Raw genomic sequence first — 24,456 nt, 5'->3', positions numbered from 1 at the left:
AACTAACATGAAAAAGATAATGATAAGCTTAAGCTTGTTGCTGTTATCGGCAGCTGGCTTTGCGCAGGTTCCATTTAAACCTGTTAAGATAGATAGCCTCGTCACGGTATCTTTACCGGAGACATTTACGAAGAAAGATACCCTTGGCGAGCAGATATATTCGGGCAAATCAAACGTGGGTTATATGGTCGTGATCAGGCAGCCCAACGCCGCAAATAACACCCCACTTAAAAAAGAGCGCGACCTGAACAATGTGCTGAAGGATTATATAAAAGGTATCAAAGGACAGGCAAAAGGCTCCGACGCGCTGAACGTGCGCGATACCACCATGGGGCACCTCAAAGCAAAAACCTTTACCCTCTCAACCGACCAGGGCGAAGGGGTGCAGTTCCGTAATTTTATATTGCTTTACACGCAGGATGTAACCTACACATTCGAGTATTACTATCAGGAAAACAGGGCCGAACTGGTAAAAGACGAATACAAGAAATTTTCAAGTGCGATAGTGATATCGCCGGAACTGAAACGGACCGACCAGTACCTGTCTAACGCTAAAGGGATAGCCCCTGGTTTGATATTTGGCGTGCTGGGCGGGGCGGCCTTTATCGGTATCATCGTATTCTACATTACACGCCGTAACCGCAAGTTAAGGGAGCAGTTCGAAAGCTAAATTGCCCAACGTTTTATGATCCCCCTGTGCCAACGGGGGGATTTTATGAACTTTTTGCTATCGATAAAGCTTAGCCAGGCCACTGTTACGAACACACCGATTACCGAACCGGCCGTAACATCTTCAAAAAAGTGCTGGCTAAGGTACATGCGCGAGTAACCCACCAGCAAGGCCACCAGCAGCAGCGCAATACCCCAACTTTTATTCTTAATAAGGTAAGCTATGGCAACCCCTGCCGAAAAGGCCGTAACCGTATGCCCCGAGGGGAAGCTTTGGATGCCGCCAACCACATACACATCTTTCACTAATCTTATTTTATCTAAGTGATCCTCGAAATATATGCGGGGCCGCGGGCTGTACACGCTGTATTTGATGGTCTGCGCCACAATAGAGGTTACTAAATAGCTGCTTGCCAGCAAAAAAGCGCTACGGTAACTGAACAATAAAAGGATGGCCGATAAGATGATAATGGTAAGCCCGTCGCCTATATCCGTAACGTAGGGGGCCAGGAAATCGAAAAGGCTGTTATAGATGCCGTTTACGGCGAAGTAGATTTGCTCTTTGCTGTAAAGCAGCTTAATTACCAAACAGGCGCATAAAACAGCGAGGTACGGAATAAAAAAGTATCTGATGCTGAATAAAACCTCTTTAAAGCCTGTTTTCATTGGCCACAAAGTAACGGATATAGTTTTTCAATGCAAAAAAATGGTTATGTTTGGTTTAAAGAACCCAAAACTGATCGAACTGTATGTCTAAAAGCATATTCCGCAAAAAGTCTGTATCCAAAATTTTAGCCGATGTAGAATGCGGCTTCAGCGATGCCGAGCATCCCGGCACAGCTTCTCAACTCCGGAAAGAACTTAACGTAAAAGACCTTACCCTGATGGGCATAGCCGCCGTAGTGGGGGCGGGGATTTTTTCTACCATTGGCGAAGCTGCTTTCGCGGGCGGCCCGGGCGTATCTATCTTATTTGTCATAACAGCGGTTACCTGCGGGTTCTCGGCCCTTTGCTACGCCGAATTCGCCTCGCGCATACCGGTTGCAGGCAGCGCTTATACTTATGCCTACGCATCCTTCGGTGAGTTGATTGCCTGGATAATAGGCTGGGATTTACTGATGGAATACGCCATAGGCAATATAGCGGTAGCCATATCATGGAGCACCTATTTCGTAAACCTCCTCGAAGGTTTCCACATCCATATGCCCGAATACCTCACCGTTGATTACGTTTCTGCATTCCGTGCGCCGGGAAAAATACAGGAGCTTACTGCCGCCGGCAAACTTGGCGATATTACCGATAGCATGAAAAGCGCCGCTGTAGCATGGGCCAATGCCCCCGGCTTCGGCAACATAAAATTCATTGCTAATTTACCTGCGCTGGGCATTGTAATTATCATTACTTATCTGGTGTACATCGGCATACGCGAAACCAAGAAGGCTACCAATGCTATGGTGGTTTTAAAGGTGGTTATCGTTATAGCGGTTATCGCCATAGGGTTTTTCTACGTAACCCCGGCCAACTGGCACCCTTTTATGCCGAATGGTTTTAAAGGTGTGATGAAGGGCGTATCGGGCGTATTCTTCGCCTATATAGGGTTCGATGCCATATCTACCACTGCCGAAGAATGCCAGAACCCGCAGAAGGATTTGCCGCGCGGAATGATCTATTCCCTGCTTATCTGTACGGTACTGTATATCCTCATATCATTGGTATTAACCGGTATGGTAAGTTATAAGGACCTGCAGGTAGGCGACCCATTGGCCTTTGTATTTGCTAAAGTAGGGTTAAAAAACATCAGCTACGTAATATCCATCAGCGCGGTTATTGCAACCGCCAGCGTGTTGCTCATATTCCAATTGGGCCAGCCGCGGATATGGATGAGCATGAGCCGCGATGGCTTGCTGCCCAAAGCATTCTCCCGCATCCATCCAAAATTCCATACGCCATCGTTCGCAACTATCGTCACCGGTTTTGTAGTGGCTATCCCGGCATTGTTTTTAAACCTTACCGAAGTAACGGAATTAACCAGCATAGGTACCCTGTTTGCTTTTGTACTGGTGTGCGGCGGCGTTTTACTGATGCCGAGGGAAGCTGCCGTGAAGGGTAAGTTTCACCTGCCGTATGTTAACGCCAAGTATGTAGTGCCCTTTATTTTTATAGGGATGATATACCTGTTTTGGGAACCCTTTCATAAGATTTTAGCAGGGGAGAACATCCACGAAAAATTCCCTTTCTTCCTGTTTATTTTATTATCTGCCGCGCTTACTGTGGCTGCGGTGGTACGCAACCTATCGCTGATACCTGTATTGGGCCTGCTAAGCTGTTTCTACCTCATGACCGAGCTTACCTACCAAAGCTGGATAAGGTTCCTCGCCTGGCTGTTAATAGGCCTGGTGATTTATGTGTTTTACGGCTATAAGCACAGCTTAATTGGTAAGGCAGAAAACGCAGCGTAACGCATCTATTTCAGGGTGTTCCACTTTTGTGCGCGGCACACCAAAAAATACTATCATATTGATTATTAGTATTTTAACTAATTTTAGTGGAACGATTTGGAACATCCCTGTTGTTTAGGTAATGGCTATAATTTATTGTAAGTCAATTCACTATGCAAAAATAGATTTTTGCTAAAAAACAGGGTGGGACACTTTTTCTGAGCAAAGTGGAACAGGCCTGGAACATCGATTCGACGTAACCATACATGCACGCAAGCACCTGCTCGATGGTGAGTTTAAAGAGCTGCGGCATCTTTTGCAGTCATCAGCAACAGCACGCACGTTATAACAACGACTAAAGGCTGAAGTGTTTACCCACGTTAAGATTATGTTTAAAATCAACTTTTTCAACACTATTTATTACCTATTCGTAAAATATATTGTGTATGCTTTTATCCTAGCATTTATGGAAAATAGATTTAAGGGTATCGTTATTGATAAAGCAGAAACAACACGGGAGTTAGTGGAGCTTACTTTTGGATATATATTATACGTTTTGTATTATGTTGCCTTTCTGATATTGCTTTTTTGTGGCCCTTTATATTATGTTTTGAAAATAAAAGACGGGAGTTATTTCCTGCCTTTACTAATGGTATTTTATATCGCTGAATTTTTTTTAAATCGTTTTTTTTCATTATCTGATCAACTTTCGGGTATTTACAATTTAGTAATAGGGGTGCTCTTTTTATTCTTGTTTTTCTATAAGCAAGTAAGAATAAAGTTTGCCTTCTGAAATAATCGAAGCCCCCCAGCTTGGCGCGAGAATGAGGAGTTTGGGAAGTAAGTAAATGCGTCTCGGGCTTAACAACTTTCAAGTCACGAGTACACCTTCGCTCTTTTCCTGAGCTACACATCTCGCACTAGGTTACGATTACGCTCGAAAACACCTTCGTTTTTCTCCGTTTTTCTTCGATTTTTTAGGGTCTTTAATCAAAAAAATGACGTAAATCCTCCATATTCGGAGCGGATTTTTAACTGATATGGATGAAAAACTCTAGCACTTTCGTCTTATTAGTGTTCCAAAACAACATTAGCGGAACGCTAAAAAAAGCCTACTGACATGAAGCCGTTTTTTTCATTAGCTGACGACAATGCGGATTTTGTCGTCTGGATGCATTTTTTATGATTGAAAACTTTTTGGCCTGAACTGATTATTTTATTATTTTTAAAGCAATAAATAAAATAATACATATTAACCAAGCCTTATTGTCGTCATGAAAAAAACCTTGCTTTTCACGTGCGCTATCATTCTGTTGTATAATTTAAGCGTATTTGCTCAGGTGCCAAGTTTTAGTTATAGAAGCCCTAACGTTTTTGATGTTGGTACCCAAATTAAAACACTTTACGCTGCGGGAAGTGCTTACGATCCTGGCGTGGGGTATAATCAGGTCGCTGTAAAAGTTACAGGTACTTACACGATGCCTTATGCCACCGCTGCCGATGGGGCCGGAAACGTTTACATAGCAGATGTTAACGCAAATAAGGTATTTAAAATCCCTCCGGGCGGCAATGCGGTTTCAATAGGTTCAGGCTTTTTCCACCCTTCGGCATTGGCGGTGGATCTATCCGGCAACGTTTTTGTGGCTGACGCGGGCTCTGGCACCATCAAAAAAATTACAGCACAAGGAGGGGCCGTTACAAACTTTAGTACCGGTTTTTACAACCCGCTCGGTGTTGCTGTAGATACGGTTGGTAACGTTTATGTAAGCGATAATAAACGTAACACGGTTTCGAAAATACCAGCTGCCGGCGGTGCCGCAACAGTTATAGGCACCGGGTTTAACGGGCCTGTTGGTATTGCTGCAACACCAGGCGGGGATGTTTATGTGGCCGATGCCCAAAACAGCGCTATAAAAAAAATAAAGGCTGATGGAAGCGGCACCGTTTTAGTCTCAGATCTTTTTTACTTCCCTACAGGCGTAAGTGTAGATAACGCAGGCAATGTTTACGTGGCCGACTATGGTTATAATACCATTTGGACATTGAAAGCTGTTGTTGGAAAAACAGCGCTCGCCAGTCGATCGCCGATTGGAATTGGAGGTAAGTTAAATAAGCCTTTTGGCTTGTGCATTGATCCGTTTGGTGTTCTTTACGTAGCGGAAACCGGCACAAAAGCAGTTAAGATGTTGAAACCCACTAGTGGGTTTTTTATAAACAGAGCGTTGCCCAACGGCCTGGTGCTTGATTGTGCAACGAGTTTTATAACGGGGACACCGGTTGTTGAAAGCCCTACTAAAACATACGTGGTAGTTGAGTATAACGATAAGGGTAGAGGCGATGCATCCTTCAGCATAAAAGTTGGCCCCCATATTGTGCCCGACCAGGCAAGCGATCTGGCGGTTGTTGATATAACCGCAACCAGCGCGCGTGTAACATTCAAAGACGGGGCACTTAGTGGTAGGGCGGTATTTTTGCTGGAAGGAACTACAGGCGTAGTAGACCCGCGTCCGGGTCCTCAACCAGAGCCCAATCACCCTGGTTATACAATTTATCAGGGTTACGTTGGGGGGGCCAATAACACAGCAGGAAACTCGATAGGTGGTTGGGTTTGTTACGCTAACGGACTGAACGGTGGGAATCTTCTTCCTAACGGCCAAATTGTATCTCAAAACACCAAAGGGCGCGCGGATGGGGCCACGCTTAAAGGTTTAAAGCCCAATACCACTTATAGGGTAACTGTAGTAGAGTATAACCAGTTTTGGACTACCAATCCTCCGCAAGTGGGTACCTGGCTTACCCAGGGGCAATATCCCGTTAACTTTACTACACTGCCAAATCCCCCTACTTTATCCGCTGCACCTGTTAAAACTAACGAATTGATTGGCGTGGTTCAGCCTGGGGAACGCCTTGATGTAGCCGAACCAATAGTTAACCCCGCCTTATCTCCAAACAACGACGGTCGGAACGATGTGCTGTTTATAGAAGGTATATCAGCTTTTGCTCAAAATAAATTAACTATACTTGACCAGAGTGGAGACAAGGTTTTCGAACGTGCACGTTACGACAATAGCAACGGTGCGTTTGACGGCCACTCCAGCATAAATGGTAAGCAACTACAGGCGGGCACATACTTTTATGTGCTTGAATACGTGCAGAATAAAGTTAGTAAACGCAAAACCGGTTATATTGTAATGAAGTATTAACAATGTCACCAGGCATTATTTGTGAAGCGGTTAAGAATGTGAAGATTCTTAACCGCTTTTGTTTTTTACCAGCATCCATTGAGTCGAAATAACCACCCCATCCGGCGCGTATGTAATTTTGCCAAACGTAGGGCGTATTCGTGCCAAGCATTTGCAATGTCGCGGATGATGTTCTACTCTACTATGTTTCTACCCGGTTCGGAAAGAAAGTCACGAGTATGCTTCCGTTCTCTTCCTGCGCTGAATATTCGCGCCAGATCAGGCGCGTCCTTTCACCACATCGTCATTGCGAGGAACGAAGCAATCTCCCAATAAGCAGAGCGAACTTGCAAGGTGGATTGTCCTGCGCAGAGATTATTGATGTTTTGTTTTTTTCTCAAGGAATCAATGAGCTCCCTTCGGTCGGTTGTCTTCGTGCCTCGATGACGCGGTGGGAAAATTGGTTTATCTCCGCGTCCGGGCAAAACAAAAAAGGGCCGCCATATCCGGCAGCCCTTGCTATATCCATTTAATATGCTTGTTATATCACCCTGGTCAGGTTCACCGCATCGGGTGAGGTAAGCATCAGCGGTACCTTTTCTATGGTTACGAAGCTGAGGTCGAGGCCAAAGTTGCGCTCTTCCGATAGGCTTATCTTTTTAAGATGCGAGTAGATGAACATCACTATCTTTTCGAAAAACGACAGGTTATGCGAACGCGACAACACCTTCTCTATCACCACGAACCGGAAATCGCCCACAATTTTGTGCTTGTTCAATGATTTGTAGGTGCTGGTGATATCCACTTCGCCGTTCTTCACCAAATCTTCTACCACCTTGCGGAACAGTAGGTTTATCTGTTGCTCTACGCGGAAGCCCAGCTTAAAGTCTACACGGATGAGTTTGCCGGGTATCAAAAAGTCTACCTCGTATTCGCTTTTGTATGGCTCGTCTACCACATCAACGTGTACCAGCCAGTAAACGTCGGCACGTTTGGGTTGCTTTTGCAGTATAGAGTAGATGATTTTCGATTCTACTTCAGAGTTGAAGTTGGCGCTGGTAAGGTAAATAAGCTGCGAGGCGTATTTGGGCACGCTTTCGTCTTCGCTCATTTCCTTGATGATGTTGAAGTAATCATCGATCTCGATGAACTTAACGTATCGGTTCTTGATCTTACGCGCCATGTGCCAGGTCCACATAATGATGAACAGCACCAGGCCTATGGATAACGTAAACCAACCGCCATCGAAGAATTTGTGCAGGTTGCCCAGCAGGAAGGTGCCTTCTATAAGCAGGTAAACTATCAGGAAGGTACCGATGATGTAGGCGGGCACCTTTTTACGCTGCAGAAATTTTGATACCAGTATTGTAGTCATGAGCATGGCTACGGTAATACTTAAGCCGTAGGCAGCCTCCATGTTTGCCGAATGACGGAACAGTACTACCACGCCTATACAGCCGAAGCAAAGCAACCAGTTTACGCTGGGTACATACAATTGCCCCTTTTGCTCGCTTGGGTAGTTTATCCTCACCTTTGGCCATAAGTTAAGCCTAACGGCTTCGGCTATCAGCGTGAAAGAACCCGATATAAGCGCCTGTGAGGCTATAACAGCCGCAACGGTAGCTATACCAATGCCGAAGGGCAGGAACCACGGCGGCATAATGGTGTAGAAAGGGTTCAGCTTGTTCAGGTCTATCGATTGACCGCTGCGCTGCAGCAACCAAACCGCCTGGCCCAGGTAATTGAGGATAAGGCAGGTTTTTACGTATATCCAACTTATTTGTATGTTTTTGCGGCCGCAGTGGCCCAAATCGGAGTATAAAGCTTCGGCCCCTGTAGTACACAGGAAAACCGCACCCAAAATGATGAAGGCATTGTAATTGCTGGTAAGCAATTGGTAAGCATAATAAGGATTTAGTGCCCTTAGTACAGATGGCATCTGCGCAATGTAGAAGACGCCCAAAACGCCCATCATACTAAACCAGATGAACATGATAGGCCCGAAAGCCTTGCCCACCAGCGAGGTGCCGAATTGCTGGATAATGAACAAACCCGCTATGATAGCGATTACGATGTCAACCGTTGGCAGCTTCGGGTAGTAGGTTTTTAAGCCTTCTATGGCCGAGGAGATAGTGATTGGCGGGGTAATGATACCATCGGCAAGCAGGGCGCAGCCACCCAATACCGCAGGCACGATGAGCCATTTGGCTTTGCGGCGTACCAGCGAGAAAAGGGAGAAGATGCCGCCCTCGCCTTTGTTATCGGCCCGGAGGGTAATTACTACGTATTTCAGCGTGGTTTGGAGGGTGAGCGTCCAAAAGATGAGGGAGACGCCCCCCAGCACCAGTGTTTCTGAAATACGTTGAGAAAAGTTTGAATGCTCTGAACCGATGATGGCTTTGAACACATATAGGGGGGACGTACCAATATCCCCGTAGATAATTCCTAAACTAATAAGGAGCCCAGCGGCCGTTAGTTTTTGCAGATCTTTATGATTTGACACAGCGTTATTAAAAAGTTCACAAATTTATAAAAATTACATTAGCACAACCGTAATTTTAAAATAGGGTATAATGCTGCTTCATATTTACAGAATTGCGATAAAAGCCAATCATTATTTGCATAATTATTAAGCCGCGCAGCCAAAAACCTTACCGATTTATTAAACTTTCAATTTAAATTTAGGGTTTAACTGGCGCGTGTGGCTGAGTCTCAGGCAGCTGAGCGGGATTTTCTGCGTGCGGGAAGGGCTTTTTGCCCACGAGTGCCAATTGCCGGTTTATGGAACGGATATAAAATATAAACGCAGCTTATTAAATAAGCAACGGGCAACTTAAACCATTGCGAATCGTATAAGTCAATAGTTGCAATAACGCATAAAAAATGCTTAAATTGTTAAAAATTGTTAAAAGCATTTAATAATTGATAGTTTGACAGTTTATAGCGTACAATATTTATACTTTTGCATGTAATACCGATTATGAGGAGAAAATTTACGAAGCTTAATTCCTGGTTTACTATTGCGCTGCTTGCAGTGATGGTAAACGTTGCCTTTGCAAAGGGGATAGCCGAGCAAAAATCGGACACCTCGTACCTCAAGTACATTAAAAGCAAAGCCAAAACGGGGAGCAAAAGCATCCTGCATTTATCCTTGCCGCCCATAAAACCTGCGGCTATCTCTACCACCAAAATTATTTTCGCGCAGCCGGTTAACAAGTTCCCTGGTCCGCCAATGCAGTCAGATAAAGTATTATCTAACGTGCAGGTGTACCCAAACCCGGTAAACGATGTGCTCAACGTAAAATACACTGTATCGCGCGGCGCCTTCGTAAACGTAAAGGTGATGGATGTGTTGGGTAACGATGTGCTTACCCTCTATTCGCAGCGTGCAGAGGCCGGCGACCAAAACATTACCTACAACATCAACAACAAGCTTACCCGCGGTTTTTACTTCCTGCGGATAAATGTAGGTACCGAATCTATCAACAAGAGGATATCGGTGCTATAAGCCCCTGGCCCCCCAGCCTCCGCTGGTTAGCGGAGGAACAGAATTTTATTTCCTCCTTTTAGAATTTAGGCATTAGATTTTAGAATTTCCTTCTCTTAGGATTTAGGTTTTAGAATATACTTCTCTTAGAAGCTGTCTGAAAATATAATTCGTTTTAACCGAGGCTGATTCCAAGGGCGGAATCGACCGTAGAGACGCAATATTTTGGTAACTATATATTACTTTACACCAAGTGAACTGTTGAAATATAAAAAAAACCACATCAAAGTTATTTCTTGACAAATTTATGACAATTCAATTACTCAATTTTAAGCCATATAAGACACGATAGTATTTGTACATATAGGCGTATTAATTAGTAGTATTAATTAGCCTAAAGCCATCTTATTGTTCCTATTGACATTTGTAACTACAAACTACTTGCAACTTGATACTTGTAAAGTCTATACCTTGCTTTTCTCTTCTTATGTGTTGTTTTTTAGGTAACAAACAATTCTTTATCTTTGTATATTAGCAAATAAGACTTATAAAGTAAAGAGTTAATTAGATTTATCATCACACACAATTTCAATCTGCGGAGAAGCGTGTAAATCAATTTTCTTTGCTTCGATAACTAACTAAATCAAAATTGAACGTGCAGCGCATCTCACTGTCCAGTCCCTTGATAGCAGTTAATTACAAAAAATTTATTAAACCAAAATAGTATATCGATAGTCAAATATTGGGTGTACATAGATTTATATAAGTAACTTTTTATTAGCTATAAACGTAATAAAAACACTGACATGGAAACCAACGAAATCGTAAGGGCATCAATTAAAAACCCGCCTCCTTATAACTTTATCATTAAAGTTATAGAGGACAAAAAACGTATTGTCGATACCTTAAAAAAAGGTGGTAAATTGTCTTCTATACCCGGGTTGAAAATTGTCTCTCCTTTATAGCGTCTCATTAAATTCAGAGGGTTTAGCTACTTTTACTACTGAAACTGGAGATATATTCACGGCTTATTTTCTTGAGTACCCATTACATGACGATGATGGCAATACGCACATTGTGTATAACTTTGATTTTTTATGCAATGATAGCTTTGAATGTGAAAAGTTTACTAAGAAGCATGATATAAAGGTTAAAAATACTCTTGTTTCAATAATTGAAAACTACTTTGCTAAGCATGAGCATGTAGTAATTGTTTATTTTTGTTTCAATGGTGACGGTTACGGGAGACATAGGAGTATTGCTTTTCGTAAATGGCTAACAGACTTGTCTAACGATATTGATAAGATATTTAAGGCCGTAAATCACAATGATGTTATTACGTATAGTTCTATGCTGATATTAAAGGATAACCCTTTAAGAAAGCTGGTATTAGATGCTTTTGAAAAGCGACTTGCAGATCTAGCCAAGATTAGCCAATAGTTAACAGCATGAGGTTAACTATTGGCTAATTAATTAAAAATTTACTCTTTATCCTTTGGATTGTAGTTTAAAGCTGTTTTTAGCTTCTTAGATTTTAGGATTTACCGCTGTTAGGATTTAGGCTTTAGATTTTAGGATTTCTCCCGCTTAGGATTTAGGTTTTAGATTTTAGAATTTACCTCTGTTAGATTTTAGGATTTTAAACTAATTTCGTCTTCTATGAAAATCATTGCCATTGGCCGCAACTATGCCGAGCATGCTAAAGAGCTGAACAACCCCGTGCCCAGCGTGCCGGTTATTTTTATGAAGCCCGATACCGCGCTGCTGAAAGATAATAAGCCTTTTTACCACCCCGATTTTTCGCAGGATATACATCACGAGATCGAAATAGTGTTAAAAGTTTGCAAAGAGGGCAAGCACATCAGCGAGAAATTCGCCGCTAACTATTATGACGAGATTGCCCTTGGCGTAGATTTTACCGCCCGCGATATACAGGCCCGCCACAAAGAAAAAGGCCTGCCCTGGGAACTGGCCAAAGCATTCGATAACTCGGCGCCGGTAAGCAATTTTGTACCGAAAGCACAATTCGCCAACTTATACGAGCTTAGCTTTAAGCTGGATATAAACGGAGAAACCCGCCAGCAGGGCAACACTAAAGATTTGCTTTTTTCTTTCGAGCGTATCATCACCTTCGTATCGCAATACATCACCCTAAAAAAAGGCGACCTGATTTTCACCGGCACCCCCCAGGGCGTAGGCAAGGTGAGCATAGGCGACAGGCTTGAGGGCTACCTGGAAGGGGAGAAGATGCTTGATTTTGAGGTAAAGTAAGAAAGGTTTTGAATATCGAATAATGAATTTCGAATTTCCAATGATGAAGTGTTTTTTCCTTCATTATTCGATATTCAAAATTCGGTGTTCGACATTTCTCTTGACTATACTGATATCCCCCAACAAAACCGCCATATAGTGGTTATCTAAAAAATTTTAAAGAAGTATGCCAGTACGACCGTGCAGCAAGAAGATATCGATAAAAACGAATTGTAAAACGTATGCAGTAATAATCCTGCTGCTGGTTTGTGGCAAGGCATCTCTCGCCCAGCAAACCATCCAAAGCAAACAATACCCGCAAAATTATTTCCGTTACCCGTTAGATTTGCCGCCTGTTACCGCAGGTTCCTTCGGCGAGTTGAGGCCCGCGCATTTCCACTCCGGGCTCGATTTCAAAACCATGCAGCGCACGGGCTTCCCGGTACATGCCGTTGGCGATGGCTATGTTTCGCGGATGCGCATCCAATTCGGCGGTTTCGGGCAGGCCATTTATGTTACGCATCCCAATGGCTATACTTCGGTTTACGGGCATATCCAGAGCTTTACGCCCGAGGAGTTCAAATACATTCGCGATTACCAATACAAAAACCAAACCTTCGAGGCCGATATTGCCGTGCCAAAAGGCATGTTCAAGGTGCTTAAGGGCGATGTGATAGCCATGTCGGGCAATGAGGGGGCATCTGCCGGTCCGCATGTGCACTTCGAGCTGCGCGATACCCTTACCCAGGAAACCATCAACCCGCAACTTTTCGGGCTGACGATACCTGATGAAGTACCGCCAACTATTACTGCCATTGGCATCTATCATTTAAACGGCAACCCCTTCAGCGAGAAAACGCCCAAGGAATTCCTTAGCGTAACCGGGGCGGCCGGCAATTATCGTCTATTAAAGCCTCAGATACTACAGCTTAGCGGCAACACCGGCTTCGGTATTGCCGTTATCGACCAAAACAGCGCATCTAATAACCGCAACGGCGTTTATTCCATCCAAATGAAGCTGGACGGGCAAACCGTTTACACCTTTGCCGTAGAGCGTTTCGCGTTCGATCAAACACACGCCGTAAACGCCTATACCGATTATCCCACATTTTTGCTTACCCACCGGATGATACAGAAATGCTTCATACTGCCGGGCAGCCGCATATCGCTTTATCCGCAATCTATCAACCGGGGCATTATCCCCTTTAACGATAACCAGTTGCACGATGTGGAGTTCATCTGCAAGGATGTGATGGGCAACACCTCCACCGTAACACTGAAGGTGCAGTCGAACACATCGGCAAACAACATAGCCCCGCTGAAACCTGCAGGGACACTGATGCATTACGACGATAACAACGACTTTTATAATGGCAAGGTGCGCGTGCAGATAATGCCCGGCAATTTGTACGATGACCTTGATTTTATGTACGATACCCAGCCCATGAAGCCCGGCGCGTATTCGCTAACCCACCGCATCCACAATAAGTTTACGCCGATACATGATGAGTATGAACTTTGGATAAAACCCGATGTGGACCTGGGTAAGTATGCGGATAAAGCGGTAATTGTAAACGCGGCTACGGGCAGCATTGGCGGCCAGTACGATGGCGGCTTTGTGAAAGCCACCGCCCACGCCTTCGGCGATTTTTATGTGAAAGTAGATTCGGTGCCGCCGGTCATCACGCCTATCAACATCCGCAACGGCAGCAACTTAAAGGGCATCAGCGCGATAAGGCTACGCATGAGCGATAATCTCTCGGGTGTAAAAAGCTTCGTCGGCAAAATAGACGGCAAATGGGTATTGGTAGAGTGGAACTACAAAACAAAAATATTAAGTTATACTTTTACTGCCGATATTGCACCCGGAAAACATAATTTTGAATTTACGGTGATAGATGCTAAAAACAATATCGCCACCTTTACGGCTCAATTTACACGATAAACATGGCAACTCTTCAACCAGGCGACAAAGCCCCCGTATTTACCGCAAAGGACCAGAACGGCAAGGAGGTATCCTTATCAGATTATAAGGGAAAGAATGTTATTCTCTACTTTTACCCAAAGGATGATACCCCCGGCTGCACGGCAGAATCCTGCGATTTCAGGGATAACTACCAATCCTTGCTGAAAGAGGGTTTCGAGGTGATAGGCGTAAGCGTGGACGACGAAAAATCGCACAAGAAATTCGAGACCAAATACAGCCTGCCCTTTACCCTGATAGCCGATACCGACCATAGCATAGTAGAAGCTTACGATGTTTGGCACGAGAAAAATATGTACGGCAAAAAATATATGGGCACGGTGCGCACTACATTCGTTATTGACGGTGAAGGCACCATCAGCCATGTGATTGATAAGGTTGATACCCAGGCCTCATCGCAGCAAGTGCTGGAGCTGGTAAAATAACCGCAGGCCAAACATATTGATGCAAAAAAGCTTTATATTTATTTAAAGATAAATTTTAATAGATGGCCATACAGGCAGAAGACGAAGAGATACTCAGCAAGTTTAGGGAGGATAAAACCCGCAACGAGGCATTCAATATGCTGCTGAAGAAGTATCAGCAAAAAATATACTGGCACGTGCGCCGCATGGTGATAGACCACGACGATGCCGACGACCTTACGCAGGACGTTTTCATCAAGGTGTGGAAAAACCTGCCGGGCTTTCGTAACGATGCGCAGCTATACACCTGGATGTACCGCATTGCCACCAACGAGTGCATCACCTTTTTGAATAAAAAGAAGCAAAAGAACAACATATCGCTGGATGATGTGGATTACGAGCTGGCCGATACCCTCTCCAGCACTGACCAGTTTACCGGCGACCAGATACAGCGTAAACTGCAGGAAGCCATACTCACCCTGCCAGATAAGCAGCGCCTCGTTTTCAATATGAAATACTTCGACGATATGAAGTACGAGGAGATGAGCGATGTGCTGGGCACCAGCGTGGGCGCGCTAAAAGCGTCGTTTCACCTCGCCGTGAAAAAAATAGAGGCGTTTGTTACGAATACCGATTAATTACTAAATTAGCATTAAACCTTTTGAAGTATTATTCATCTATTACAGAGTATGAAAAGCGATATGGACAATAGGGAATGGGGGGACGAAGAAATGTCACTAAAACGGTTTACTAAAAACAACCCGTTCACAGTGCCGTCTGCCTATTTTGAAGAAGCCGGTCAGCGCATTTTATCATTGGTTAAATTAGATGAATTAAAAAGTACAGACCCGGCTAACGGTTTTACGGTACCTGCAAATTATTTCGACGAGCTTACGGGCAACGTTACCAGCAGGATAAATATAGATGTGGAGGCAGATGCAGCGCATAATGGCTTTGCTTTGCCCGCAAATTACTTCGATCAACTTACAGCAAACATTACCAGCCGTATTAATATTGAAATGGCAGAGGCTACCGAAGATAACGGTTTTGCCCTGCCTGCAAACTATTTTGAACAGCTGAGCAATAGCATCACCAGCCGTATCAATATCGAAGCCGAAGCTACCGAAGATATGGGCTACGCCCTGCCTGCAGGTTACTTCGACGAGTTGACCAGCAAGATAGAAAGCCGCATTGCGGTAGAAGAGCTTGCTAACAGCGAAGAATTTTTTGCCGTGCCAGAGGGTTACTTTAACGATATGCAGCAGCAGATTGCAGCCCGTATAGCCGTTGAAGAGATACTTGCCGAAAAAACCACAGGGTTTAGCGTTCCGGATAATTATTTCGAGTCGCTAAATCGAAATATCCTCAACAAAACGATAAACAAAGAGGTGGTTATCCGTAAAACCATCATCAGGAAGCTGTTCGCCAGCAACTCATTTAAATACGCTACTGCAGCCTGCCTTGCCCTGGTTATCGGCACAGGCGTAATTTTGCAGCAGAACGGCACCACCGTGGTAGTGCCGGAATCTGCACATCAAAAAACCTTACTGCACAGCGCACTGGCAAACGTGCCGGTTGACGAGATTAAAGATTACCTTGAACAGAATGTAGATGCCGGCGATGCAAGCGGTATGATACAGGATGATAAACAAATCAATACCAAAGCGCTCGATGATGACCTGAGCGATTATATTGATGCAAACTAACGCGACCTTTTTAATGGCTAAATTGCTCAGATATATTTTTATTTTATTGGTTATTTCCGTTGCAACCGGCTATGAAGTGTCTGCGCAGGCTACTAATTTAAAGCAGACCAGCGATAACCGTCGCACGCTGCAGCCACCGGGCGCAGGCAAGGTTAACGGCAAAAAAATAGAAGCTGCCCGCGATAAATTCCTGGCCCAGCAGTTGGACCTTACCGACGAGGAGGCGAAGGCTTTTTGGCCGCTGTACCACCAATACCAGGAAGAGCTAAAGGCGGTACGTATTTTAAAACGCTTAAACCGAAACAGTGCTTCTACCACGGATAGCGATAAAATAAACAAAGACCTTTCCTATGATAATCAAATGCTTACAATTAAGAAGCATTATCTGGATGAGTTTTTAAAGATAATCCCATCATCCAAAATAAGTATCCTTTACAAAAGCGAACAGGCTTTTAACGACGAGGTATTTAAACAACTTACGGAACGCACCATCCGCGCGGGGAACTAATTAGTTCAATGGTTCATTAGTTCATTTGTGGTGTAGGGGTGAACTTATCAGTTCAATTTTGTCGGCTTCTTTCGTTGGTAATTTAATGAGTTAAATAATTAGCAAGCTTTCTTTTTTACCCTTAGTTTTGCTCCTGTCGTCGGGTTAATGACCCAATGACCCAATGACCCAATGACCCAATGACGAACACCAGCTTCAAAGAAAAAGACATGCAGGCCATCATCGGCTGGATACTCCGCGCAGGGGTACTTGTTTCCATGTCGGTAGTTTTTATTGGGGGCATTGTATTTATTTACCGCCACGGGCACGAAACTCCCGATTACCACACCTTTAAAGGTGTTCCCGATTTTGTGCATAACGCATCGGGCATCATCAACGGCATATTTACTTTAAGGGGCAGGGCCATAATACAGGCCGGCATTATTTTACTGATTGCCACGCCTGTTATCCGCGTGGTGTTTTCGGCCGTTGGTTTCATTCTGGAGAAGGATTATCTATACGTAGGCATCACCCTTATCGTGTTGCTTATTATCTTCATCAGCATGTTTAGCGGGCACGCGGGCTGATATTTTTTTAAAACCAATTTTCATCTGCCTTGCTATACTGATATGCGCAGGCAGCCCGTACAATCATCGGCCCTAGAGAGCATCGGCTACGATGCTCAAACCCACACCCTCGAACTGGAGTTTAAGGAACATAGCGGCGTGTGGCAATATTTCGATTTCAAGCCGTCTGCATATAAAAGGTTCTTAAGCAGCGAATCGTTAGGCAACTTTTTCGTCACCAAAATTAAAGGGAAGTATAAGGAACAAAAGGTAGGTTAAACAGAGCGTGCAAATCTCAGTGGCAATTTTACCACAAAGCACGCAAAGGAAAAACCGCAAAGGAAACAAAGCCATTGTTTAACAGTGGTGCAAAGCTCTGTTCCCCTCTGTGCCTTCTCCGCGCACTCTGTGGTTAAAAAATCATCACAAACAAAACTTCGAACTTCAGCATTCGAAATTCATCATTCGATATTCTTCCTGTTTTAATTTGCCCCCTTCCGCATCCTGTCCTGCTCCAGCTCGGTACCGGTCTGGTGTTTGGTAGCAGCCTTCACGGTTGATTTGCCGAACCGGTAAGTAAAGGCCAGGCGTGCTATACGGGTTTCGGGTTTGCCGTTAATGCGCAAGTCGATGTTCTGGTAAAGGGTGTAGGCCCTGTCGCGGTTGGTGTTGAATATATCGGCCACGTTCAGGCTAAGCTTGCCGCGCTTGCCGAATATTGGGGTGCTCATGCCGGCGTTAACGTAATAATTGGGGCTAAAGCGGCGTATGCCGTATTGGTTAGCGGTTTCGTAGTAGCCGGTTATCTCCAGCGCCAGGCTTTTGCTCAGGCTGATGTTTTGGGTTGTATTGAAGATAATGTCGGCTGCGCCCTTATCCAGGTTGCCGTTTTCGGGGTACGTGGTGTAATGGTAGTAGCCTGCATTTACATCGATTTCGCCCGTCCACCATCTAGTAAGTGTATAGGGCGATATAATTTGAACACCAATGTCCTTCACATCGCCCAGGTTGCGCGTAGTGGTAAGGTTAACCTTGGTGGCATCGTTTTGGCTGTAGAACGAGAAGTTGGCGTCCGTGGTTTTACCCGCATACAAAGCGATAGAGAGGCTTTGGTTGTAGGTATAGGTAAAGGTGATGGTGTTGCTGTACTCCGGCTTCAGGTAGGGGTTGCCACTCTGAAAATCGTAAGGGTCTACATAATACAAAAAGGGGTTAAGGCTCTCATAATCGGGCCTTAAAATACCGCGCATATAGGTGAGAGCGTAATCGTGCTTGTCGCTTTGCGCGTAGTGCAGCAACAGGTTGGGGAACAGCTTAAAGTAATTAAAAATGTTTAAAGCAGCGGTGGCGGATGCAACCCCCACAGATTGCCCTTTTGAATGGGTGTTTTCGCCGCGTAGCCCTGCCACCATATCAAACTTGCCGAAGGCGGCGGTGTAGTTTAAGTATGCCGCATGTACATCCTCGTTATACACAAATTTATTGCTGAACAATGGGTCGATAGTATATGCGCCGTTTACCAGCGGGCCAAATATCAGCGTATTATCGCTTTTGGTATGGCTGAATTTAAAGCCAACCTCCAGTTTGGATGTTTTATTGAGCGGATTAGCATAATCCAGCATCCCCGTCCAGTTGCGGCGCTGCGATGGCGAAAGATTCTGTAATGACTGGGGCTGGCGGTAGGCTGAGCCTGCTGCATTAAAAAAAGTGTTGTTGATGTACTCGGCCGAGTGCCTGGTATAGGGCAGGTATGTTAGGCTGGCAGCTATGGTGCGCCCGGCATCATCAAGCTTGCCGCTGTAGTTTATGTTGTAGTTGATGTTGCGCAGGTCGCGGTCGACACGGCTGTTCACCAAAATCACCGAATCGAGGTGCCCCTGGTTGGCAATTTTGAGGCTGTTGTTCTTGTTGAAATCATTATCGGTTACAAATCCGTAAACCTGTACGCCGAGGGTTTGGTTGGGCGATAACGTAAAATCGGCCCCGAGGCGGTAATTGTGGCTGTACACTTTTTGCTCGCCGTAATAATTTAAATCGTAGCTGCTTAACGCGCCGCCATCATTTACGTTACGGTTGCTGGTAAAGCCGCGGTAGGTTTTGTTGGCGTTGATATTATACAGGCCGAACACATTTACATACTTGCTGCGGCTGTTGAAGGTAAAGCCGGCTATGCCTTTATAAAACTTGCCGTAACCGGCAGTTAAGTTGATGGTGCCGTTGGTGCCAATGTTCTTGCCCTTCTTCATCACAATATTGATAACCCCGCCTGCCGAGGCATCATATTTGGCCGAGCCGCCGGTAATGAGTTCAATACGGTCTACATTGCTGCCCTGGGTGCTGCGTAGGAGTGCAGCCAGGTCGGCCCCGGTGAGATTGGTAGGCCTGCCGTCGATCAGTATCAAAGCTTTTTGCCTGCCGCTGATGCTGATATTATCGGCATCGCCAACCCTTACACCAGGCGTTTGGGCCAAAATATCCAATACGTTCTTGCCATCGGCAGTAATACTGGCTGCAGGGTTTACGATGGTTTTGCCCGGGCGAACCTCTACGAAAGCTTTTTTACCAACGATGGCTACTTCCTTAAGCTGGGTATCGGCAAGCTGCAGGTGTATGGACTGTGCGGTAAACTGCTGCCCGGCAGCTATCTGGAATGCTGGCGAGTAAGCTTTAAGGTATCCCAGGCGGAAAGCTGCCACGATATAGCTGCCCGCAGGTACGTTGCGGAAAGTATATGCACCGGCATTATCTACCAGGGCCGACATCACAATCGATGAATCGGCCTGACGGAGCAATATGGCGGTAGCGGCTTCGGCAGCCGTATTATTCTGTAGATATATATTACCCTTGAGTACTGCCGGAGTGGTTTGGGCGCTGCAAAAACCAAAAAAGCCCGCTATGAATACTAGCAGTAAACATCCTGTTTTAAAACTCATTAACAATTGGTAGATTTTTATTCGATATTGTGCGTTTAGGACGAGCCAAATTTAATAAAATATTAATTCGATGTATTGTTAATATGCATTTTACGCACGATAATAATTATGGCTGTCTGTAGTTATAGGATATAGCAAATCAAAAGCTTTTAAAATTTAGTAAATTCGCCACCATTATCCCTCATTATAATAGGTTAAACCCCGAATGAAAAGAATATCCAGTATTGCTATCGCCTTATTTTTTGCAGTAAACGCCATGGCACAAACCGTACCGGCTAATTTTGCACCGGTACTCGCTAAGTTTAAGCAGTTCTACAACGCATCGCAGCCCGATAGCATCTACGCCATGTTTGCGCCCGAAATGAAAACGGCTATGCCGCTTGATAAATGGAACGCAACCACCATACAACTAAAAACCCAATTGGGTAATTTGATTAAAGCTGATGTAGACCGCTACGTTGCGCCAACTGCTATTTACAAGGCCACTTTCGCCAACGCGGTGTTCTTTTTGAACCTATCGCTCAACAACCAGAATAAACTGGTAGGCGTATTTTTTACCCCTTACCAGGAACCGGCCAGAACCATACAAATGGATGCCTCTATTACCGAGGAGCCCGTGCTGTTCAAGATGTTCACAGGCACTATACCCGGTACGCTAAGCATACCCAAGGATGCCAAAGGCAAGGTGCCGGTGGTGCTTATCATCCCCGGATCCGGCCCTACCGACCGCGATGGGAACAGCCCAAAACTCGGCCTCAATGGCAATACCTATAAAATGCTGGCCAACGAACTCGGCAAAAAAGGCATAGCCGTACTGCGGTACGATAAACGCCTGGTGGGGCAGAGCGTAACCTCCACCAAAGAAAAAGAACTACGCTTTACTGATTATGTAGACGATGCCGTGGGCCTGATTAACATGCTGAACGAAGACCCGCGTTTCTCTAAAGTTATCGTGCTGGGGCATAGCGAAGGCTCACTGGTTGGTTTGCTCTCGCTGCGCGATCAGCCCGTTAAAGCCTTTATATCGGTTGCCGGCGCAGGCCGCTCTGCCGAAAAGGTTGTATTGGAACAGGTGGAGAAAGAGCAGCCCAAGTTTTTGGTAGATCAGTATAAAACCATGGTAGATAGCTTGCGCAAGGGCAAAACTACCGACTATATGGACCCGCAGTTGTACTACATAGCCCGGCCAAGCATACAGCCGTACCTCATGTCGTGGTATAGGTACGACCCTTACAATATTATGAAGAGGGTAAAAATACCCACGTTGATACTACAAGGCACAACCGATATACAGGTACCTGTAGACGATGCAGATAAACTTAAGAAAGCCAACTCTGATGCCAAACTTGTAATCATTACCGGCATGAACCATATACTGAAAGAAGCCCCCGCCGACCGGCAACAGAATAAAGCCACCTACAGCAACCCCGTCCTCCCGCTTAAGCCCGAACTGGTTACGGCCATAGTAGAGTTTGTGAGTGGGTTGAAATAGGACCGTTGATTTTAATGATTAAAGGATTACGTTGATTTGAGTTTCAAAATCGTCAGCGGAATCAACGTAATCATTTAAATCAGCGGTCCCAGATTCCCAGTAACCTCCTTAACAAAACAATCTCTGCGGTGTGGTAGGCGTTATGATCTGCTATTTGCAAGGCTTCGCGCAGGATGTTTTGGCCGGTGCCGTGGGGTATGGGTTTGTAGAGGTCTTCGCTTTTCAATAAATTCAGGAATGCCGAGCGGTCGGTATTGATTTGTTCTATGGTCTTATCCCAGGCGGCATCGTCTTTGGGTTCGGCATCTTTGGGCCAGTAATCATCGGGCCAGTTTGGCGATTGGTGGTTGCCATCTTTGCTAAACTCCAGCATATCCCATTGCGCAATGCGTATATGTTCGGCAAGCTGCCATATGCTGTAAGGCAGGCCATGCGGTTTCTTTCCCCTGAATTCGGCGGAGATATCCTTCAGGGCCTCGGCTAACGTAGCATGGGCACCGCCGCCCTCAAGCAGTTTTATGAGTTCGGCAATTAATAGCTCATGTTCTTCGTTCATAAAAGAAGTGTTTCCCTTTGCAACAAAATAGCCGCAAATTTGATTTATGTGCGCCAAATTATCTAAGTTTATCAACCAAAGCAAACCTGGTAAAACAGTGATAAAAAAACTACTACTACTCGCCCTGTACGTGGCCGCATTCTCGGCCTGTAAAAAAGACGGGCAATCTATGGAGCCATTGTCGGCTAAAGATGATGCCGCTTTCCAAAAATATGAAGAGCGTTTCCTCGACGATTATTGGAAAGAGAACCCCCAGGCTGCCACCGCTGCGGGCTACCATAAATACGACAGCCTGCTTACGATACCGAGCGACGATAGCCGCAAAAAAGCCATCAAATTCTCTAAAGTACAGCTGGATTCGTTGAGCAGGTTCGAGGTGGGTACGCTGTCTGATGCCAACAAAATCGACCACCGCATGATGCAGAACGAAATGGAAGGTATGCAGTGGAAGCTGGAGCAATTGCGCGAGTACCAGTGGAACCCGGCATCGTACAACGTTATCAGCAGCTTTGCGGTTATGCTTACCGAGAACTACGCGCCGTTGGAAAAACGCCTGCGCAGCTTTTACCAGCGCATGGCCTTTGTGCCCGCCTATTATAAGGAAGCCCAAAAACAGTTAAAGAATCCGGTACAGGAACTTACCGACCTGGCCATTGACCAAAACCTGAACGGCCTTAGCGTGATAGATAAGGATTTTGCCGACTCGCTGAAGAAAACAAGGATACCCGATGCCGAGCAGCGACAGATGTTAGACAGGGCTCGCATCGCCACAGATGCCATTAAAGCCTACGCCGCCTTTTTAAAGGCCATGAAGAACGATAAGCCGCGCAGCTTCCGCCTGGGCAAGGAGTATTACGAAAACAAATTCAAATACGATATACAGGCCGAAGGCACCGCCCAGCAAACCTACAACGCGGCAATGGAGCGCAAAAAAGCCCTGCACCGCGAGATGACCAAAATAAGCAAGACGCTTTGGCCAAAATACTTCGGCACGAAACCCATGCCTGCCGATTCGTTGGATATGATAGCGCAGATGATAGACACCCTATCGGCCAAACACGTTGCGCCCGATGATTTTCAAACGGCTATTCAGCAGCAATTGCCTAAACTTACCGCCTTCATCAAAGCCAAGGACCTGCTCACGCTGGACCCAACCAAACCTTTGGTGGTACGTAAGGAGCCGGGCTATATGGCCGGGGTTGCAGGCGCATCCGTTACTTCGCCGGGGCCTTATGATAAAACGGGCAATACCTATTATAACGTTGGCAGCCTTGCCGGTTGGGCGCCTGCCCGCGCCGAAAGTTACCTGCGCGAGTACAACGACTATATTTTGCAGATATTAAATATACATGAAGCTATCCCGGGGCATTATACGCAGCAGGTGTACGCCAATCAATCGCCAAGCATGGTTAAATCGGTATTTGGTAACGGTGCAATGATAGAAGGCTGGGCGGTTTATACCGAACAAATGATGCTGGATGCCGGATATGGTGATAGCGCGCCCGAGATGCGCCTGATGTGGTATAAATGGAACCTGCGCTCGGTTTGCAACGCTATATTAGATTACAGTGTTCACGCAAGCAACATGACTAAAGAGCAAGCCATCAAAATGCTCACCCACGAAGCCTTCCAACAGCAGGCCGAGGCTGATGGCAAATGGAAACGCGTTAGTGTGAGCAGTGTACAGCTCACCAGCTATTACACCGGTTACAAAGAAATCACCGAACTGCAGCAAGCCTGGAAAAAGAAACAAGGCGATAAGTACCGCCTAAAAGAGTTCAACGAGAAATTCCTAAGCTACGGCAGCGCGCCTATCAAACTCATAAAAGAGGCCATGTTTGCTGTACCTAAGATTGATACGCAGCCGGGGACAGGGGGATAACGGATGTGCAGATTTCAAATTTCAGATGTGCAGATGGAACTCGGAACTTCGGAAGCGGATTATCCTGATTGCTTAGAGTGGCCCCATGGGGGCCAAATGTCGGTAGCGGGGTAAATTAAAACGATATTTGTGCCGTAGGTACAAAACCTCGCCGTGTGGCATAACTGCGAATAATTAAATTTCCCAAATATGAGCGATATCGATAAGAGCGATGCAGCCCATTGGATATGGGGCTTCATCTACTACAACCCCGATGACCCGAAATTTTTTGTGCCGAAACGCTTCGGGTTGGGTTATACCTTCAATTTTGCCGATAGACGAACTTGGATACTATTAGGTGCTATTATTGCTATCGCAGTTGTGGTAAAGGTGATGAGCCACAAGGCAGCTAAGGGGTAGTCAATTTATTATTAGTAAGTC

The 24,456-nt window shown here is 45.4% G+C and carries 21 protein-coding genes; 17 read left to right on the top strand and 4 right to left on the bottom strand.

The genetic code is table 11. From position 1 onward, the window contains the following. Positions 1-7: 7 nt before the first annotated feature. Positions 8-670: a hypothetical protein gene (locus AC1DXC_RS15960; RefSeq protein WP_477460156.1), complete on the top strand. Its 663-nt coding sequence runs from the start codon at positions 8-10 to the stop codon at positions 668-670. Here the strand turns inward: AC1DXC_RS15960 and AC1DXC_RS15955 are convergent. Then, on the bottom strand, positions 667-1,335 hold the full coding sequence (locus AC1DXC_RS15955; protein ID WP_477460155.1) for a phosphatase PAP2 family protein: 669 nt from the start codon (positions 1,333-1,335) through the stop codon (positions 667-669). The genes AC1DXC_RS15960 and AC1DXC_RS15955 overlap by 4 nt on opposite strands. An 83-nt stretch (positions 1,336-1,418) precedes the next feature. Here AC1DXC_RS15955 and AC1DXC_RS15950 point away from each other — a divergent pair, with 83 nt between their 5' ends. Beyond that, positions 1,419-3,128 (top strand): amino acid permease, encoded by a 1,710-nt coding sequence (locus AC1DXC_RS15950; protein ID WP_477460154.1) that lies wholly within the window; start codon positions 1,419-1,421, stop codon positions 3,126-3,128. A 1,253-nt stretch (positions 3,129-4,381) separates the two neighbouring features. Then, entirely contained in the window at positions 4,382-6,310 is a 1,929-nt protein-coding gene (locus AC1DXC_RS15945) for a T9SS type B sorting domain-containing protein (RefSeq protein ID WP_477460153.1), read from the top strand. A 520-nt stretch (positions 6,311-6,830) separates the two neighbouring features. Here AC1DXC_RS15945 and AC1DXC_RS15940 read toward each other — a convergent pair. Continuing rightward, positions 6,831-8,792, bottom strand: a complete 1,962-nt coding sequence (locus tag AC1DXC_RS15940; protein ID WP_477460152.1) for a KUP/HAK/KT family potassium transporter — start codon at positions 8,790-8,792, stop codon at positions 6,831-6,833. 477 nt (positions 8,793-9,269) lie between these two features. Between AC1DXC_RS15940 and AC1DXC_RS15935 the strand changes: the two genes are divergently transcribed. The 11 genes from AC1DXC_RS15935 (at position 9,270) to AC1DXC_RS15885 (ending at position 17,452) form a co-directional block, all read left to right on the top strand. Further along, complete coding sequence (locus AC1DXC_RS15935; protein WP_477460151.1) at positions 9,270-9,797, top strand: T9SS type A sorting domain-containing protein; 528 nt, start codon at positions 9,270-9,272, stop codon at positions 9,795-9,797. A 785-nt stretch (positions 9,798-10,582) separates the two neighbouring features. Continuing rightward, positions 10,583-10,741: a hypothetical protein gene (locus tag AC1DXC_RS15930; RefSeq protein ID WP_477460150.1), complete on the top strand. Its 159-nt coding sequence runs from the start codon at positions 10,583-10,585 to the stop codon at positions 10,739-10,741. Continuing rightward, complete coding sequence (locus tag AC1DXC_RS15925) at positions 10,725-11,216, top strand: DUF6169 family protein (protein ID WP_477460149.1); 492 nt, start codon at positions 10,725-10,727, stop codon at positions 11,214-11,216. The genes AC1DXC_RS15930 and AC1DXC_RS15925 overlap by 17 nt, the downstream gene beginning before the upstream one ends. 219 nt (positions 11,217-11,435) lie before the next feature. Then, positions 11,436-12,047 carry a fumarylacetoacetate hydrolase family protein gene (locus tag AC1DXC_RS15920; RefSeq protein ID WP_477460148.1) on the top strand — a complete coding sequence of 204 codons (612 nt, stop codon included), beginning with the start codon at positions 11,436-11,438 and terminating at the stop codon, positions 12,045-12,047. A 166-nt stretch (positions 12,048-12,213) separates the two neighbouring features. After that, positions 12,214-13,971 (top strand): M23 family metallopeptidase, encoded by a 1,758-nt coding sequence (locus AC1DXC_RS15915; protein WP_477460147.1) that lies wholly within the window; start codon positions 12,214-12,216, stop codon positions 13,969-13,971. Positions 13,972-13,973: 2 nt separating this feature from the next. After that, positions 13,974-14,435, top strand: coding sequence for a thioredoxin-dependent thiol peroxidase (gene bcp / locus AC1DXC_RS15910; protein WP_477460146.1), 462 nt, complete (start codon positions 13,974-13,976; stop codon positions 14,433-14,435). 62 nt (positions 14,436-14,497) lie between these two features. Beyond that, complete coding sequence (locus tag AC1DXC_RS15905; protein ID WP_477460145.1) at positions 14,498-15,052, top strand: RNA polymerase sigma factor; 555 nt, start codon at positions 14,498-14,500, stop codon at positions 15,050-15,052. A 51-nt stretch (positions 15,053-15,103) separates the two neighbouring features. Next, positions 15,104-16,120, top strand: a complete 1,017-nt coding sequence (locus tag AC1DXC_RS15900; RefSeq protein ID WP_477460144.1) for a hypothetical protein — start codon at positions 15,104-15,106, stop codon at positions 16,118-16,120. After that, complete coding sequence (locus tag AC1DXC_RS15895) at positions 16,110-16,628, top strand: hypothetical protein (RefSeq protein WP_477460143.1); 519 nt, start codon at positions 16,110-16,112, stop codon at positions 16,626-16,628. Before AC1DXC_RS15900 ends, AC1DXC_RS15895 begins: the two co-directional genes overlap by 11 nt. Before the next feature lie 179 nt (positions 16,629-16,807). Then, the gene (locus AC1DXC_RS15890) at positions 16,808-17,194 is read left to right on the top strand and encodes a DUF1634 domain-containing protein (protein WP_477460142.1); all 387 of its coding nucleotides are present in this window, start codon (positions 16,808-16,810) and stop codon (positions 17,192-17,194) included. A gap of 42 nt (positions 17,195-17,236) precedes the next feature. Beyond that, positions 17,237-17,452: a KTSC domain-containing protein gene (locus AC1DXC_RS15885; protein ID WP_477460141.1), complete on the top strand. Its 216-nt coding sequence runs from the start codon at positions 17,237-17,239 to the stop codon at positions 17,450-17,452. A 203-nt stretch (positions 17,453-17,655) separates the two neighbouring features. Here AC1DXC_RS15885 and AC1DXC_RS15880 read toward each other — a convergent pair whose 3' ends face one another. Next, complete coding sequence (locus AC1DXC_RS15880; protein WP_477460140.1) at positions 17,656-20,106, bottom strand: outer membrane beta-barrel protein; 2,451 nt, start codon at positions 20,104-20,106, stop codon at positions 17,656-17,658. Between the two features lie 205 nt (positions 20,107-20,311). Between AC1DXC_RS15880 and AC1DXC_RS15875 the strand changes: the two genes are divergently transcribed. Next, positions 20,312-21,598 carry an alpha/beta fold hydrolase gene (locus tag AC1DXC_RS15875; RefSeq protein ID WP_477460139.1) on the top strand — a complete coding sequence of 429 codons (1,287 nt, stop codon included), beginning with the start codon at positions 20,312-20,314 and terminating at the stop codon, positions 21,596-21,598. Between the two features lie 79 nt (positions 21,599-21,677). On the opposite strand, the gene AC1DXC_RS15870 is transcribed toward AC1DXC_RS15875, so the two are convergent. Continuing rightward, positions 21,678-22,154, bottom strand: a complete 477-nt coding sequence (locus AC1DXC_RS15870; RefSeq protein ID WP_477460138.1) for a DinB family protein — start codon at positions 22,152-22,154, stop codon at positions 21,678-21,680. Positions 22,155-22,200: 46 nt separating this feature from the next. Between AC1DXC_RS15870 and AC1DXC_RS15865 the strand changes: the two genes are divergently transcribed. After that, on the top strand, positions 22,201-24,036 hold the full coding sequence (locus tag AC1DXC_RS15865; RefSeq protein WP_477460137.1) for a DUF885 domain-containing protein: 1,836 nt from the start codon (positions 22,201-22,203) through the stop codon (positions 24,034-24,036). Between the two features lie 189 nt (positions 24,037-24,225). Next, on the top strand, positions 24,226-24,435 hold the full coding sequence (locus tag AC1DXC_RS15860) for a DUF5808 domain-containing protein (RefSeq protein WP_477460136.1): 210 nt from the start codon (positions 24,226-24,228) through the stop codon (positions 24,433-24,435). The last annotated feature ends 21 nt before the right edge of the window (positions 24,436-24,456 follow it).

The sequence above is a fragment of the Mucilaginibacter sp. P2_D11 genome (assembly GCF_056404435.1).
Note: the sequence above shows the minus strand (reverse complement) of the source record. Positions and strands in the feature narration are given on the sequence as shown.

Excerpts from the sequence above, each read along its gene's own strand:
- AC1DXC_RS15960 (WP_477460156.1), top strand. The coding sequence starts at position 8 with ATGAAAAAGATAATGATAAGCTTAAGCTTGTTGCTGTTATCGGCAGCT.
- AC1DXC_RS15955 (WP_477460155.1), bottom strand. The coding sequence starts at position 1,335 with ATGAAAACAGGCTTTAAAGAGGTTTTATTCAGCATCAGATACTTTTTT.
- AC1DXC_RS15950 (WP_477460154.1), top strand. The coding sequence starts at position 1,419 with ATGTCTAAAAGCATATTCCGCAAAAAGTCTGTATCCAAAATTTTAGCC.
- AC1DXC_RS15945 (WP_477460153.1), top strand. The coding sequence starts at position 4,382 with ATGAAAAAAACCTTGCTTTTCACGTGCGCTATCATTCTGTTGTATAAT.
- AC1DXC_RS15935 (WP_477460151.1), top strand. The coding sequence starts at position 9,270 with ATGAGGAGAAAATTTACGAAGCTTAATTCCTGGTTTACTATTGCGCTG.
- AC1DXC_RS15930 (WP_477460150.1), top strand. The coding sequence starts at position 10,583 with ATGGAAACCAACGAAATCGTAAGGGCATCAATTAAAAACCCGCCTCCT.
- AC1DXC_RS15920 (WP_477460148.1), top strand. The coding sequence starts at position 11,436 with ATGAAAATCATTGCCATTGGCCGCAACTATGCCGAGCATGCTAAAGAG.
- AC1DXC_RS15915 (WP_477460147.1), top strand. The coding sequence starts at position 12,214 with ATGCCAGTACGACCGTGCAGCAAGAAGATATCGATAAAAACGAATTGT.
- bcp (WP_477460146.1), top strand. The coding sequence starts at position 13,974 with ATGGCAACTCTTCAACCAGGCGACAAAGCCCCCGTATTTACCGCAAAG.
- AC1DXC_RS15905 (WP_477460145.1), top strand. The coding sequence starts at position 14,498 with ATGGCCATACAGGCAGAAGACGAAGAGATACTCAGCAAGTTTAGGGAG.
- AC1DXC_RS15900 (WP_477460144.1), top strand. The coding sequence starts at position 15,104 with ATGAAAAGCGATATGGACAATAGGGAATGGGGGGACGAAGAAATGTCA.
- AC1DXC_RS15895 (WP_477460143.1), top strand. The coding sequence starts at position 16,110 with ATGCAAACTAACGCGACCTTTTTAATGGCTAAATTGCTCAGATATATT.
- AC1DXC_RS15890 (WP_477460142.1), top strand. The coding sequence starts at position 16,808 with ATGACGAACACCAGCTTCAAAGAAAAAGACATGCAGGCCATCATCGGC.
- AC1DXC_RS15885 (WP_477460141.1), top strand. The coding sequence starts at position 17,237 with ATGCGCAGGCAGCCCGTACAATCATCGGCCCTAGAGAGCATCGGCTAC.
- AC1DXC_RS15880 (WP_477460140.1), bottom strand. The coding sequence starts at position 20,106 with ATGAGTTTTAAAACAGGATGTTTACTGCTAGTATTCATAGCGGGCTTT.
- AC1DXC_RS15875 (WP_477460139.1), top strand. The coding sequence starts at position 20,312 with ATGAAAAGAATATCCAGTATTGCTATCGCCTTATTTTTTGCAGTAAAC.
- AC1DXC_RS15870 (WP_477460138.1), bottom strand. The coding sequence starts at position 22,154 with ATGAACGAAGAACATGAGCTATTAATTGCCGAACTCATAAAACTGCTT.
- AC1DXC_RS15865 (WP_477460137.1), top strand. The coding sequence starts at position 22,201 with ATGTGCGCCAAATTATCTAAGTTTATCAACCAAAGCAAACCTGGTAAA.
- AC1DXC_RS15860 (WP_477460136.1), top strand. The coding sequence starts at position 24,226 with ATGAGCGATATCGATAAGAGCGATGCAGCCCATTGGATATGGGGCTTC.